Origin of the sequence: Tsuneonella mangrovi (assembly GCF_002269345.1) — a bacterium.
Classification (GTDB): domain Bacteria; phylum Pseudomonadota; class Alphaproteobacteria; order Sphingomonadales; family Sphingomonadaceae; genus Tsuneonella; species Tsuneonella mangrovi.
Genome location: NZ_CP022889.1, coordinates 1,066,548 through 1,080,375 on the forward strand (window position 1 = coordinate 1,066,548; position 13,828 = coordinate 1,080,375).

10 protein-coding genes are annotated in these 13,828 nt (G+C 62.5%); 7 read left to right on the top strand and 3 right to left on the bottom strand.

Annotation, left to right across the window (positions count from 1 at the left end; all coding sequences use genetic code 11):
- The first annotated feature begins 34 nt into the window (after positions 1 to 34).
- Both CJO11_RS05295 and CJO11_RS05300 read left to right on the top strand, forming a co-directional pair.
- Complete coding sequence (locus CJO11_RS05295; RefSeq protein ID WP_205651109.1) at positions 35 to 1,288, top strand: class I SAM-dependent methyltransferase; 1,254 nt, start codon at positions 35 to 37, stop codon at positions 1,286 to 1,288.
- On the top strand, positions 1,285 to 2,616 hold the full coding sequence (locus CJO11_RS05300) for an MATE family efflux transporter (RefSeq protein WP_095011783.1): 1,332 nt from the start codon (positions 1,285 to 1,287) through the stop codon (positions 2,614 to 2,616). Before CJO11_RS05295 ends, CJO11_RS05300 begins: the two co-directional genes overlap by 4 nt.
- On the opposite strand, the gene CJO11_RS05305 is transcribed toward CJO11_RS05300, so the two are convergent.
- On the bottom strand, positions 2,617 to 3,048 hold the full coding sequence (locus CJO11_RS05305) for a DUF2147 domain-containing protein (protein ID WP_095011784.1): 432 nt from the start codon (positions 3,046 to 3,048) through the stop codon (positions 2,617 to 2,619). It lies immediately after the preceding gene.
- A 145-nt stretch (positions 3,049 to 3,193) separates the two neighbouring features.
- Here CJO11_RS05305 and CJO11_RS05310 point away from each other — a divergent pair, with 145 nt between their 5' ends.
- Both CJO11_RS05310 and CJO11_RS05315 read left to right on the top strand, forming a co-directional pair.
- Positions 3,194 to 4,411, top strand: coding sequence for an argininosuccinate synthase (locus CJO11_RS05310; protein ID WP_095011785.1), 1,218 nt, complete (start codon positions 3,194 to 3,196; stop codon positions 4,409 to 4,411).
- Positions 4,412 to 5,225: 814 nt separating this feature from the next.
- Positions 5,226 to 5,765, top strand: a complete 540-nt coding sequence (locus tag CJO11_RS05315) for a septal ring lytic transglycosylase RlpA family protein (protein WP_095011786.1) — start codon at positions 5,226 to 5,228, stop codon at positions 5,763 to 5,765.
- 182 nt (positions 5,766 to 5,947) lie between these two features.
- Here the strand turns inward: CJO11_RS05315 and CJO11_RS05320 are convergent, their stop codons facing one another.
- On the bottom strand, positions 5,948 to 6,877 hold the full coding sequence (locus CJO11_RS05320; RefSeq protein WP_095011787.1) for a hypothetical protein: 930 nt from the start codon (positions 6,875 to 6,877) through the stop codon (positions 5,948 to 5,950).
- A gap of 245 nt (positions 6,878 to 7,122) precedes the next feature.
- Here CJO11_RS05320 and CJO11_RS05325 point away from each other — a divergent pair, with 245 nt between their 5' ends.
- Both CJO11_RS05325 and CJO11_RS05330 read left to right on the top strand, forming a co-directional pair.
- Positions 7,123 to 7,689 (top strand): SLATT domain-containing protein, encoded by a 567-nt coding sequence (locus CJO11_RS05325; protein ID WP_150124979.1) that lies wholly within the window; start codon positions 7,123 to 7,125, stop codon positions 7,687 to 7,689.
- 1 nt (position 7,690) lies between these two features.
- Positions 7,691 to 9,052: a reverse transcriptase domain-containing protein gene (locus CJO11_RS05330; protein WP_095011789.1), complete on the top strand. Its 1,362-nt coding sequence runs from the start codon at positions 7,691 to 7,693 to the stop codon at positions 9,050 to 9,052.
- Between the two features lie 132 nt (positions 9,053 to 9,184).
- Here the strand turns inward: CJO11_RS05330 and uvrA are convergent, their stop codons facing one another.
- Positions 9,185 to 12,136, bottom strand: coding sequence for an excinuclease ABC subunit UvrA (gene uvrA, locus CJO11_RS05335; protein ID WP_095011790.1), 2,952 nt, complete (start codon positions 12,134 to 12,136; stop codon positions 9,185 to 9,187).
- A gap of 267 nt (positions 12,137 to 12,403) precedes the next feature.
- On the opposite strand from uvrA, the gene CJO11_RS05340 reads away from it, so the two are divergent.
- Positions 12,404 to 13,747, top strand: a complete 1,344-nt coding sequence (locus CJO11_RS05340) for an MFS transporter (RefSeq protein WP_150124980.1) — start codon at positions 12,404 to 12,406, stop codon at positions 13,745 to 13,747.
- Positions 13,748 to 13,828 lie beyond the last annotated feature (81 nt).

Here is a 13,828-nt window from a genome sequence, read left to right on the forward strand (position 1 = left end):
ACAGGTCACGGACAACATAGGCATTCGTTCGCACATGACGATCAGCGAGAAGATTTTCGACCGGGTGATCGGCAGGGCCGTTCGCAAGGGCGTGTTCGAAGTGGTCCACTCGGATGGATCGATCGCGCGGTTCGGCGAGCCTGCAGAAGGCTTCCCAGACGTGCGGGTGCGGTTCGCTGACGACAAAGTCGCGCGCGACATCATCCGTGATCCTGCGCTCGGTGCCGGCGAAACTTTCATGGATGGCCGCTTGCTGATCGAGCAGGGCGACGTGATGAACATGGTCGCGCTGCTGAGCGCGAATTCGCCGTGGGACCACGGGCAGGCAATCGCACCGCCGGGATTGCGCCAGCGCGCGCTCAATGCGCTGGGCGCGACCTATGAAGCGGTCAACCGGCAGGCCAGCTCACGCCGCAACGTCAGCCACCACTACGACATCGGCAACGATCTCTACCGGATGATGCTCGATGCGGAATACATGCAGTATTCGTGTGGCTATTGGCCGCGTGACGACATAACGCTGGAGGAAGCGCAAGTCGCCAAGCTGGCGCACATCGCCGCCAAGCTGAAGGTCGGGGCCGGCGACCACGTGCTCGATATCGGGTGCGGCTGGGGCGGAATGGCGATCTTTCTCGCCCGCCATGCAGACGTGACCGTCACCGGGATCACGCTCAGCAGCGAACAACTCGCGCTGGCCCGCGAAAATGCCGAGCGCGCGGGCGTTGCCGACAAGGTCAACTTCGAACTGGTCGACTACCGCGACATGGCCTCGCGCGGCGACACGTTCGACCGGATCGTGTCGGTCGGCATGTTCGAACACGTAGGCGTGCCGCAGTTCGAGACTTTCTTCCGCGCCTGCGCCCGGATGCTCAAGCGAGACGGGGCGATGCTGCTGCACACGATCGGTCGGATGGGATCGCCCGGCAAGACCGACGCATTCACGCGCAAGTACATCTTCCCCGGCGGCTATATCCCCGCGCTCAGCGAAACGCTCGAGCGTAGCGAGAAGGTACGGCTGATCGCCAGCGACATCGAGACGTTGCGACTGCACTACGCCAAGACGCTGCGCGCCTGGTATGCCCGCTGCATGGCCAATCGCGAGGTGATCGAGGCCACGTACGGCGCGCGATTCTTCCGCATGTGGACCTTCTACCTTTCGGGAGCGACGTCCGCGTTCGAAGCTGGCGGCCTGTGCAACTACCAGATCCAGTTCATCCGCGACCGCCGCGCGCTTCCGCTGACCCGCGATTACCTTGCAGCGGAGGAAGCCCGCTTTTCCGCGCCGTGAGCGCTTCGACCGGGACACTCACCCGCAAGTCGATCTTCTCCCAGGCATGGCCGATCATTGTCGGGCAGGCTTCGGTCCCGCTCGTCGGGATCGTCGATACTTTCGTGATTGGGCGCACCGGAGACGCGGTGGCACTGGCCGGGGTCGCATTGGGCTCAGTGGTCGTCACCTTCATCTTCTGGGCATTCGGCTTCCTGCGAATGGGGATAACCGGGCTGACCGCGCAGGCAGTCGGCGCCGAGGACCAGGGCGAGACCAATGCTCTGCTAGTTCGCGGCGTCGCAACGGGCCTTTGTGTCGGGCTGATCCTCACGGTGCTGCAATGGCCGCTGGCAGCAGGTGCCTTCGCCCTGCTCGCAGGAAGCGAGCAGTTGACCGACGCGGCGCACGGCTATGTTACCATGCGGTTCTTCGGTGCGCCCGCCGCGCTGGCCGGGTTTGCGGTGCTCGGGTGGCTGTTCGGGATTGGTCGCACGCGCGCTGCGCTTACCATGCAGCTGGTGATGAACATTGCGAACATCGGGCTCGATATCGCGTTCGTGTGGGGCCTTGGTTGGGGCGCGAAGGGGGTCGCGGCGGGCACGGCCATCGCCGAATGGATCGCGCTTGGCACCGGGATTGCGATCGCGTTGCGGATCGGCGGGCTTGGTGCGTTCACCGCGCTGCGCGGCGATCCGCAACTGTTTGCCCGCGCTGCGTTGCGCCGCCTGTTCGCGGTCAATTTCGACATCATGGTGCGCACACTCGCGCTGCTGTTCCTGTTCGCCTGGTTCGCCAACGGCGGCGCCAGGCTCGGCACGATCCAGCTTGCTGCGAACGCCGTGCTCAACCAGTTCATCGCGGTTGCCGCCTATGTTCTCGACGGGTTCGCCTTCACCGCAGAGGCGCGCGTGGGAGCGGCACTGGCTCGCGGATCGATGCGCGAGGTGTTGCACGCTATCCGCCTGACGGGAGAGTTCTCCCTCGCCGCCGGCCTCGCCTTTGCTGTCGTGATCTTCGCGGTTGGGAGCGGCCTGGTCGCTCTCATGACGACCAACCGGGATGTTCAGGAAGTCGCGCTGACATACCTGCCATTCGCTGCCTTGGTTCCACTTCTCGGCGTGCCGGCGTGGTTGCTCGACGGGGTGTTTATCGGAGCAACGTGGTCGCGCGCGTTTCGCAACGCAGCGATAGCTGCCACCGCGCTCTACGTGGTTACAGACCTTGCCCTGCGCCCGCTGGGCGCAGCGGGGCTATGGACGGCGATGCTCGTCAGCTATCTCTACCGCGCCGGAGCGCTCGGGATCGTCCTCCCGGCGCGCCTGCGCAGTATCGAGCCCGACCCTTAGTCAAGACTTGGGTTCTGCCGGTTTCGCAGCTTCGGCTGGCTTGGGCGCTTCGGAAGGCTTTGCTTCGGGCGGCGGTAGCTTGGTCCAGATTTCGGAATCGCAGAAGGCCTTGCCCATTGCGCAACCTTTGATCTTCATCGAGGTGTCGTTGCTGGTAACGGTCCCGTTGAAGGTCATGAAGCCGGGCATGCCTGGGTGCTTCATGTGCTTGCCGAACCAGTCTTCGCCCTGCGGCCCCATCCCATGGCACATTTCGAACCCAACCTTCTTGCCCTTCTCGATCTTGCAGTAGAGCTTGTTTTCGTTGACCCAGACCTTCACGATATCGCCGTTGGGCCGCTTGTAGGTTCCGCTGGGGTCGCGAGCCAAAGCGGGGGTCGCTGCAATACCTGCCAGCACCAGACCCATCGCGATGCGATGCATTGCCTTCATTGTCCTCTCCTCCTGTCTTATTAGTATCTGCGCATATTAGCAGGTGCTGATGCGGAGTCGAGTACCGACATCGGACATCTGAATCGATTGCCCCGCCGCCGCTGGCCTGATACCGGCGCGCGCAACTGCCAGCGGAGCTTCCCCAATGTCCGATATCAAACGCGTGGTCCTTGCCTATTCGGGCGGCCTCGACACCAGCGTGATCGCCAAGTGGCTCGAAACCGAGCGCGGCTGCGAAGTGGTGACCTTCACGGCCGACCTGGGCCAGGGCGAAGAGCTCGAGCCCGCCCGGCAAAAGGCGCGCGCAATGGGCATTCCCGACAACCACATCTTCATCGAGGACCTGCGCGAAGAATTCGTGCGCGACTACGTGTTCCCGATGATGCGCGCGAACGCCCGCTACGAAGGCGACTACCTGCTCGGCACCAGCATCGCCCGTCCGCTGATCTCCAAACGACTGGTGGAGATTGCTCACGAAACCGGGGCCGATGCCATCGCCCATGGCGCGACTGGCAAGGGCAACGACCAGGTGCGGTTCGAACTCTCCGCCTACGCGCTCGACCCCGACATCAAGGTCATCGCTCCTTGGCGCGAATGGGACCTGACCAGCCGCACCGCGCTGATCGCCTGGGCCGAAGCGCACCAGATCATGGTGCCCAAGGACAAGCGCGGCGAAAGCCCGTTCTCGACCGACGCGAACCTGCTGCACACATCTTCGGAAGGCAAAGTGCTGGAAGATCCTTGGCAGGAAACGCCCGGCTACGTCTATTCACGCACGGTCGATCCGGAGGATGCGCCCGACACGCCCGAATATATCGAGATCGACTTCGAGCGGGGCGACGGCATCGCACTGAATGGCGAAGCGATGTCGCCCGCCACGCTGCTCACCGCGCTCAACGAGCTCGGCCGCAAGCACGGCATCGGCCGGCTCGACCTGGTCGAAAACCGCTTCGTCGGCATGAAGAGCCGCGGGATGTACGAGACCCCGGGCGGCACGATCTATGCGGTCGCGCATCGCGGGATCGAACAGATCACGCTCGATCGCGGCGCGGCGCACCTCAAGGACGAGCTGATGCCCAAGTACGCCGAGCTGGTGTACAACGGGTTCTGGTTCAGCCCCGAGCGCGAGATGCTGCAGGCGGCGATCGACCACAGCCAGGCGCGGGTGAACGGCACCGTCCGGCTCAAACTCTACAAGGGCAGCGCGCAGGTGGTCGGCCGCAAGAGCGCCGACACGCTCTACTCCGAAGCGCACGTCACCTTCGAGGACGACGCCGGGGCATACGACCAGCACGACGCGGAAGGCTTCATCAAGCTGAATGCGCTGCGGTTGAAGCTGCTGGCGAAGCGCGACCAGCGGTAATTTTCCGCCCCAGCGCAGCGTTCCCGCGCAGCAATGCGACGAACCGTTGAGTTATCCACTCGCGTCCACAGCGGAATCGGGGACAAGTGGATAACTCGCCCTTGCAAAGCTTGAACCGAATCGCCTCGCGGCGCAGTCTCAACCTTGTCGAAAGGACGGGGAGACTTTCGGAATTGACGGCCTAACAGCCTGAAAAACCGAAGACATTCCAGACCAATCGATATGGCGGCTTCTGTCCGCGCGGTCTCTGAGACCGGCCATGAACAAAGCTTCGGCGGAGTGCAAGGCAGGTTGTTCGAGGGGAACGCGAAGCAAAGCAACCATGGCCGCTCTTAACGGCGGGAAGTCGAGGAATCGCGAAGAGGTTTCGGCCAGGACGCGAAGCCGATCGAGACGGACCGAACGGGGAATGGCCTCGGGACCAAGAGGGAAACGCGAAGCAAGCCTTCGGGCAAGTGGAACGAAGAACTGGAGGAACCGGATGCCGGTGCGAGCACCGGTGAAAGCGCCGCAACCGGCCCCCGGCCGCTGCGGTGAAATCACGGGGTGCCAAGCGTCTCTTCGGAGAACCACGCGCCGGTGAGAGTGGGGTCGACCTTCGGGTCGGCCCCATTTCTTTTGCGCCGCCGACCCCTGCCGCACGTCTGCCGCCCCCCGCTTCGCCCGCCTCTGCGCCACCATCACCCGCTCCCTTCCCGCACCATCGAATCCTCCTTCAGCGCCACCGAATCCGCGCCCGAATGTGGCGGAATCGGGGCAAAACGCCTCCGAAGGGGTGCCACGGGGGCTCCAACAGGCGTAAGGCGGCCCCGCTATGGACGGAACCGGTATCAAGCGGCGGCGCGCCACGTTGCGCACCCTCGCCCTGGCGGCGGCGCTGGCGATCCCGGCGTCGGTTTCCAGCCCGGTGCTCGCCGACGACGCAGCGGATGCCTTCGCCGCCAGCTTCGACACCGTCCCCGCCCCCAGGCTCACCGTGATCCCTTCGGCCAAGGCGGTCGACCTCTCGACCTTCCAGCCCCCGATCGAAGGGCAGGCCGACGACAGCGCCACCGGGGAGGATCTCGGCACCGGCGTCGCCTCCTATTACGGCCGCAAGTTCAACGGCCGCTCGACCGCCAGCGGCGAACGGTTCGACATGAATGCGATGACCGCCGCCCACAAGACACTGCCGTTCGGCAGCCGCGTGCGCGTCACCAACCTCAGCAACGGCAAGTCGGTGGTGGTGCGGATCAACGACCGCGGGCCGTACGTGAAGGGCCGCACGATCGACCTCAGTCGCGCCGCCGCGACCGAGATCGGCCTGGTCGGCCACGGCCACACCCAAGTCGAGCTCGCGTTGCTCGACGACTGAGCGAATCCAACCTTCCCCAATTCGCCATCCCCAGCCCGTTCGTGTCGAGCGCAGTCGAGACACGCCGCAGCACCTTCCCCAGCCCGTTCGTGTCGAGCGCAGTCGAAACACGCCGCGTCGCACCTCTCGACTTCGCTCGAGGCGAACGGGAGGCGCAGGACGAAGCCCCCAGCCCCCGCGCTTCACTCGCCATCGGGTGCGGCAAACACCCATTCGTCGTCCGGGTCGCCCGGGCCGGGCGGGACGACGCGCCACCATTCCTCCACCCCCGCCTCGAACGCGGCCATCTGCTCGGCCTCCACGTCGTCGAGGTTCCAGCCGGTGAACTCGTGCGGCGCCTTCGCCCGGCGCGGGCGCGCGGCCTCCATCGCGTTGAGGATGCGCGAGACCGGCGGGATATAGCGCCCCGCGTCCCAGTGTTCGGGATCGTCCATGTCGGGGATCCACTCGCAATAGCCGTCGGGCGGGATGCGGCGGTACCACGATCCGTCGGGAAAGCGATCGTCGGGCAGCCCGTCGCTGGTCGCCCACGCGGGGTCGGCACCCGGCGGCACCGGGCGTGGTGGAACACATGGAACACTGTCCTGCGAATAATTTCCCGCCCCCGTACGAGCGCCTGTGTGAGCGCCGGTGTGAGCGCCCGCGCCAGCGCCCTCCGGCACCGCGACTTCGGGCAGCGGGGTGCCGTCGCGCAAGGCGTCGATCGCATCGTCGAGCTGGGATAGCGCAGCGGCCACGTCCGCCCGCTCGGCCAGCTTGTCGAGCCGCGCCAAGTGCGCGAGCAGCAGCCGCGCATCGTAGCGCCGCCGCGTGGCGACCTCCTCGCCGTGGTAATAGACCGCCTCCTCCACCCCGTTGATCGCGCGGTCGGCGAGCACCTCCTCGGCCACGTGGCGGGCAGAGACCAGCGCCGCATCCCACGCCTCCGCAAAGGCGGGCTCGCGCCGCCGCTGGCGATAGGCGGTCTGCGGGGAAACCCCCGCCGCGCGCACCGCGAGGCGGACATTGCCGAACTCGGCCAGCGACTGGAGGAACGCGGCCTGGCGGGCGGGCGTGAGGAGCAGCGGGCGCTCGACTTCGACGAAGTCGGCGTGTTCAACGATGGCGTTCATGGTTCGCTCCTGAGCGAGAGGGAGAGAACCGGGTTAGTTATATTGGAATTGGGGTGTAGGACAGCTTTGGCTGACGCGGCAATTCAGAAGGTTGCTGAATTGCGATCCCCGCAGTACTCTGTACTTCGGTGGGCGGAACAGCTTAGGCTGTTAGCTTCTTTGAGGCTGTCCTTACAGTTGAGTTTTCTGAGCTTTGCTGTCTTCGAAAGAGGAACTAGTGTTACATTGTATGCGCCCACCAACTTATGACTGACGTCAGACCATCTAATCGAATTTACCTCACATATAAGGCTCGCATCAAAGCGGAGTCTCGCTATCGATTGTATTCGATGTTGGCGAACAGCCTCATCATTTGGTACTCATTCTTAATGATCGTCGCTACCATCGCCGTCTCTTCAGACAAAGTTGGGATTGCGCATTTCGAGACTATCCTAGCAGCGCTATCCATAGCAATTTTTGCTTCCTCGGTGTTTCTTGCGACCGGCGTTTTGCAGAAGCGCGCAGACGAATATCGCGCATGCTACCTTGAACTCCAAGAAATTTGGGAGTCCAATGTAAAAGAGCAATTAAAATTAAAGCGATATAGCGAAGCACGAAAACGGTATCCGAACCACTCGTCCCGTGATGACAGCGATGTCATACTCTCTACGTGGCTACGAAAGGGAGAACTCATTGACACTCAAGGCAAGGTGCCCGCCTCTTTTTGGACGCTCACTACCGCCATCCTGCGGAAAGTGCTTTTTTGGCTAGCCATTGCCATCATTTTCGTAGGGCCGATTTGGTATGCTCCGCTGTACGTAAAGATGCAGTAATTTGGCGACCATTCTTACTCTTGAAGACCTGTTAGCATTTCCAACTGAGCGCAGTCCGGAGCAGCATTTCGAAATAGACCATCTGAGACGCCTATTCGTTGAAAAAATAGCTCGCTCACGTGCGACAGGAAAAGACGGTATTCGGGTGGGCGCTTTTGAAGAGAATCTAACAGAAAATGCCCAGACCATCCGGCGTAAGGTTCTCAACGGGACCTATGCCTTTACTGCCTACAAAGAGAGGCTTCTGCTGAAAGGAGCCGGAAAAGCTCCCCGCCAAATTTGCATTCCCACCGTGCGCGACAGATTGGTGCTACGCGCGGTCTGCCAAATCCTTCATTCGGCAATACCGCAGTCGACAGGTTTTTCGCCACACGCCGTCGTAGATCGAGTTGCAACTCAACTTCGAATGAGTCCCCGAGATAGCTCATTCATCCGAATTGATGTCAAAGAGTTTTTCCCGAGCATTCGCCATGACATTTTGCGAGCGGAATTGACGCGTTTCGGCCTGGATGAAATGACTTGCGGACTGTGCATGAGCGCGGTGACAAACCGCATTGGAAGTGCCGAAGATCCTCAAGTTCGAGGTGTCGCGCAGGGTCTGAGCATTTCTGGAGCGCTGGCGTGTATCTATCTCCTTCGGTTCGATGATCGCCAGACAAGACGTTTTCGGCAATACTTTCGTTATGTAGATGATATTCTCCTTATCTCTCCAACTGCGGAAGCATCAGCGCGCCTAAACAGTATGAGAAGAGCCTTAGGTCGCTTGGGTTTGACCATCCATGCAGTTGGCACATCTGGAAAGACTGAGATCCATGATGTCTCCGACGGGGTCGATTATCTGGGATATCATATCCAGCGCGAAATGATTTCTGTGCGAGAGAGTTCATTTCGTCGAATGTTTAATAACCTTCTAAAGGTCATCACAGATTACAGATATCGTGGTAACGTTGAGAGACTTATCTTTCGGCTAAACCTTAAGATTACTGGATGTATTTCCGACGCAAAGAGGCGCGGATGGATGATGTTTTTCTCAAGAACAGAGAATATGAGGCAACTCTCGCACTTAGATAGTTTTGTGCAAAAACAATTAGATAGAGTCGGACTTCCTGAGGAAAACCGATCAAGGATCAAGCGTTTTATTAAGAGCTATCATGAAATTTGCTTCAACCTTGATCAAACCATATACATTCCTAACTTCGATGCATATGATTTAGATTCTAAAGCTGAAGTTGTCGCTATCTTATTGGATCGATCTCTTGAGGAGGTGTTGACGTTCGACGCAGAATCTATCGAGCGGAATTTCAGCCGTTTACTCGGACAAGAAGTGCACGACCTTGAAAATGATGTAGGTAATCCTTCGTAAACCTACTCCGCCGCTTCCCTCGACCCATCGTCACGTCTCAGGGCAGGCTTCCCCAACATCGCCGCTAGGTACTGCCCGGTATAGGAGCGCGGGTTCTCCGCCACCGCCTCCGGCCCTTCGACTACACCGCTGCTACGCATCGGTTTCGCTCAGGACAGCCTTGTCCCGGGTCGCTCTGTCCAGCAAGGGTTTCAGGTATTGGCCGGTGTAGCTTCGCTCGTTGCAAGCGATGTCTTCCGGGACACCTTCCGCCACAACCTCGCCGCCCCGCACGCCGCCATCCGGCCCGAGGTCGAGGATATGGTCCGCAGTCTTGATCACGTCGAGGTTGTGTTCGATCACCACCACCGAGTTGCCCTGGTCGACCAGCCGGTGGAGCACCTCGAGCAGCTTGCGCACGTCCTCGAAGTGCAGGCCGGTGGTCGGCTCGTCCAGGATATAGAGCGTCTGCCCGGTGGAGCGGCGGCTGAGTTCCTTGGCGAGCTTCACCCGCTGCGCCTCCCCGCCCGATAGCGTGGTCGCCTGCTGGCCGACCTTGACGTAGCCCAGCCCCACCTCGTTGAGCATATGCATCTTGTCGCGGATCGGGGGGACGGCCTTGAAGAACTCCTCCGCATCCTCGATCGTCATGTCGAGCACGTCGGCGATCGAGTGGCCCTTGAACTTCACCTCCAGCGTCTCGCGGTTGTAGCGCTTGCCGCCGCATTCCTCGCAGGTCACGTAGACGTCGGGCAGGAAGTGCATCTCGATCTTGATGAGGCCATCGCCCTGGCACGCCTCGCACCGGCCGCCCTTGACGTTGAAGCTGAACCGCCCGGGCTTGTAGCCGCGCGCCTGCGCCTCGGGCAGGCCGGCGAACCAGTCGCGGATATTGGTGAACGCGCCAGTGTAGGTCGCCGGGTTGGAGCGCGGGGTGCGGCCAATCGGGCTCTGGTCGATCTCGATCACCTTGTCGCAATATTCGAGGCCGGTGACACGCTCGTGCGGGCCGGCGACCACACGCGCGCCATTGAGCTGGCGGGCGGCGGCGGCATAGAGCGTGTCGATCGTGAAGCTCGACTTGCCGCTGCCCGATACGCCGGTGACGCAGGTGAAGGTGCCGAGCGGGATGCTGGCGGTGACGTCCTGCAAATTGTTCGCCCGCGCGCCGTGGACGGTGAGCCGGTGGCCGTTGCCCTTGCGGCGCTTGGCCGGCACCGCGATCTCCCGCCGCCCGGTGAGGTAATCGGCGGTGAGCGAGTTCTTCGCCCGCAGGATCTCCTCGAGCGTGCCCTGCGCGACCACTTCGCCGCCGTGGACCCCCGCGCCGGGGCCGAGGTCGACAATATGGTCGGCGCTGCGGATCGCGTCCTCGTCATGCTCGACCACGATCACGGTGTTGCCGAGATCGCGCAGCCGCTTGAGCGTCTCGAGCAGCCGGTCGTTGTCGCGCTGGTGGAGGCCGATGCTCGGCTCGTCGAGCACGTAGAGCACGCCGCTGAGGCCCGAGCCGATCTGGCTGGCCAAGCGGATGCGCTGGCTCTCCCCGCCGCTCAGTGTTCCGGAGGTGCGATCAAGGTTGAGGTAGTCGAGCCCGACGTTGTCGAGGAAGCCCAGCCGCTCGTTGATCTCTTTCAGGATCGCGCGGGCGATCTGGTTCTGCTGGTCGGTGAGCTTCTCCGGCAGCGCGAGGAACCAGTCCTTCGCGGCGGTGACGCTCATCTTCGTGGGCTCGGCGATGTCAGTGCCCGCGATCTTCACCGCCAGCGCCTTGTCATTGAGCCGCTTGCCGCCGCACGCCTCGCACGGCTGCGCGGTCTGGTACTTGCCCAGTTCCTCGCGCATCCACGCGCTCTCGGTCTGCATCATGCGCCGGTTGAGGTTGCCGATCACCCCTTCGAACGGCTTGGTGACGGTGTATTCCTTGCGCCCGTCCTTGAAGGTGAGCGCGACCGGCATCCCGCCGGTGCCGTGGAGGATGATGTCGCGCTGATCGGGTGCAAGCTCGTTCCACGGGGTCGTCAGGTCGAAGTCATACGCCTTCGCGAGGCTGGTGAGCACCTGCATGTAATAGGGCGACGGCGGGTTGGACTTGGCCCACGGCACCACCGCGCCCTGTTTCAGCGTCAGCGCCTCATTCGGGACCACCAGCTGCGGATCAAACAGCAGCTTCTCGCCGAGGCCGTCGCACGTCGCGCAGGCACCCTGCGGCGCGTTGAAGCTGAACAGCCGCGGCTCGACCTCCTCGATAGTGAAGCCGGAGACCGGGCAGGCGAACTTTTCGGAGAACACGATGCGGTTGGGCGGGAGCCCCGCGCCCTTCAATTGCCCGCCGGTGACGTTGGCCCCGCCCTGTTCCTCGCCCTCGCGCCCCGGCACAACTCCATCCGCCAGATCCACATAGGCCAGCCCGTCGGCGAGCTTGAGCGCGGTCTCGAAGCTGTCGGCCAGCCGCGTCTCGATCCCTTCACGGACCGCAAGACGATCGACCACCACTTCGATGTCGTGCTTGTACTTCTTGTCGAGCGCGGGCGCTTGCTCGATCTCGTGCATCTCGCCGTCGATCCGCACTCGGGTGAAGCCCGCCTTCTGCCACTCGGCCAGTTCCTTGCGGTATTCGCCCTTGCGCCCGCGCACCACCGGGGCGAGCAGGTAGAGCCGCGTCCCTTCGGGCAGCGCCATCACCCGGTCGACCATGTTGGAGACGGTCTGCGCCTCGATCGGCAGGCCCGTGGCGGGCGAATACGGCACGCCCACCCGCGCCCACAGCAGCCGCATGTAGTCGTAAATCTCGGTCACCGTGGCGACGGTCGAGCGCGGGTTGCGGCTGGTGGTCTTCTGCTCGATCGAAATCGCAGGGGAAAGCCCGTCGATATGCTCGACATCGGGCTTCTGCATCATCTCGAGGAATTGGCGCGCATAGGCCGAAAGGCTCTCGACATAGCGCCGCTGCCCCTCGGCATAGATCGTATCGAACGCGAGCGACGACTTGCCGCTACCCGAGAGCCCCGTGACCACGATCAGCGCATCGCGCGGCAGCTCGATATCGAAGCCCTTGAGGTTGTGCTCGCGCGCGCCTTTGACGGTAATAGTGGTGAGGGCCATGAAGCGCTGTGTTCCGGTAATGTTCGCATGAGTCAAGAGGGCAGGCATCCCCCTCCCCCGCCACACCGGGCGGCTGCGGACAAGGTGGGGCGAGAGGCGCAAATTGCAATCGATCGATCCGGCAGCAATCGCTTCGTTGCTCGCTCATTGACTAGTAGCGACAAAAACCATTCGCATTTTGCGACAGGATTTGGTTAGTCGCTGCCATCAGATCCGCATCATCCAGCAAGGGGGGAGGTTGCGGACGCGCAATGCAAGGAGCACTTCGTGGCTGCCATCCCCCCGTCGTCGCCTGACGAAACCGCCGTCGCATCCACCCAGCCAGACCCCGCCGCCCGGAAGCGCGAGATGATCTTCGCGTTCCTCGTGGTGTTCATGGGGATCACCGCGGTCACGCTCAGCCAGCTGCAGGCGATCGGGCTGATCCCGCTCAAGAACCTGCTCAAGAACGAATTGCACGAGAGCAAGGAAGCGACCGCGGCGTTCTTCTTCTGGATCGGGCTGGCGTGGTACTTCAAGCCGTTCTTCGGCATCTTCACCGACGCCTTCCCGCTCTACGGCACCCGGCGGCGCAGCTATATCCTGCTCGGCGCGGTGCTCGCAGTGCTCGGGTTCGTCGCGCTGATCTTTACCCCGCACCACTACGGCGCGCTGCTGACGGTGTGCATCCTGATCAACGTGGCGATGGTGATCACCAGCACTGCGACCGGCGGCTACATGACGCAGAAAGCGCAGGAGTTGAAGGCATCGGGCAAGTTCGCATCGGTGTTCCAGATCGCCTACCAGATGGCGGGCGTGGTCGGCGGCCCAGTGGGCGGGCTGCTGGCGGCGATGGCGTTCGGCTATACCGGCGCAGCCGGTGCGGTGATCATGCTGTTGCCGATCCCCGCAGCGATCTTCTTCCTCAAGGAAAAGCGCATCGAGGTCGATTCCGCGCGGTTGCTGAGCGATGCCGGAGCGCAATTGAAAAAGATCGCGGCTGCCAAGACAATGTGGGCGGCGGCCGGTTTCAGTTTCCTGTTCTATTTCGCGCCGGGCATCCAGACCGCTCTGTTCTATCGCCAGCAGAACGTGATCCACATGACCACCGAACAGCAGGGGCTGATGCTGCTGCTCAACGGGGCGTTCGCTATGCTGACCGCGACGTTCTACGGCACATATGCCGCCAAACGCTGGAACCTGCGCAAGCTGCTGTTCTGGTTCATCCTCGCCGGCGGGCTCGCGCAGATGAGCTATGCGTTCTACAATTCGATGCACCAGGCGATCGTGATCGAAAGCCTGTGGGGCCTCGGCTGGGCGGCGGCCGACATGGCGCTGAGCGACCTCTACATGCGCTCCGCCCCCGCGGGCAGCGAAGCGCTCGGCTTCGCGCTGATGGTCAGCGTACGCAACCTTTCGCTGTTCGGGGCAGACTGGCTGGGTTCAGCGGCGATGGACAAGTTCCACCTCCAGTTCAGCACGATGGCGATCACTAACGGCCTTATCTCGATGGTGGCACTGCCGTTCGTGTTCCTGCTGTCGGGCAAGATCGTCGACCGGACCGATTCGGCCGCCGAAGCGGAAGCCATCCCGCCCGTCCCCAGCGGCAAGGCGGTGATCGACGAGGGGTAACCTTGGCGCCGTTGGCGGGGGTTTGACCGTTCGCGCTAGCGACCTGAAAGAAAAGCCCAATCGATCGATTTCAGGATTGTC

Bases quoted from the DNA above. Each gene is read 5' to 3' on its own strand.
- CJO11_RS05325 (WP_150124979.1), top strand. From the start codon at position 7,123: ATGACTGACGTCAGACCATCTAATCGAATTTACCTCACATATAAGGCT.
- CJO11_RS05310 (WP_095011785.1), top strand. From the start codon at position 3,194: ATGTCCGATATCAAACGCGTGGTCCTTGCCTATTCGGGCGGCCTCGAC.
- CJO11_RS05320 (WP_095011787.1), bottom strand. From the start codon at position 6,877: ATGAACGCCATCGTTGAACACGCCGACTTCGTCGAAGTCGAGCGCCCG.
- uvrA (WP_095011790.1), bottom strand. From the start codon at position 12,136: ATGGCCCTCACCACTATTACCGTCAAAGGCGCGCGCGAGCACAACCTC.
- CJO11_RS05305 (WP_095011784.1), bottom strand. From the start codon at position 3,048: ATGAAGGCAATGCATCGCATCGCGATGGGTCTGGTGCTGGCAGGTATT.
- CJO11_RS05295 (WP_205651109.1), top strand. From the start codon at position 35: ATGACGATCAGCGAGAAGATTTTCGACCGGGTGATCGGCAGGGCCGTT.
- CJO11_RS05315 (WP_095011786.1), top strand. From the start codon at position 5,226: ATGGACGGAACCGGTATCAAGCGGCGGCGCGCCACGTTGCGCACCCTC.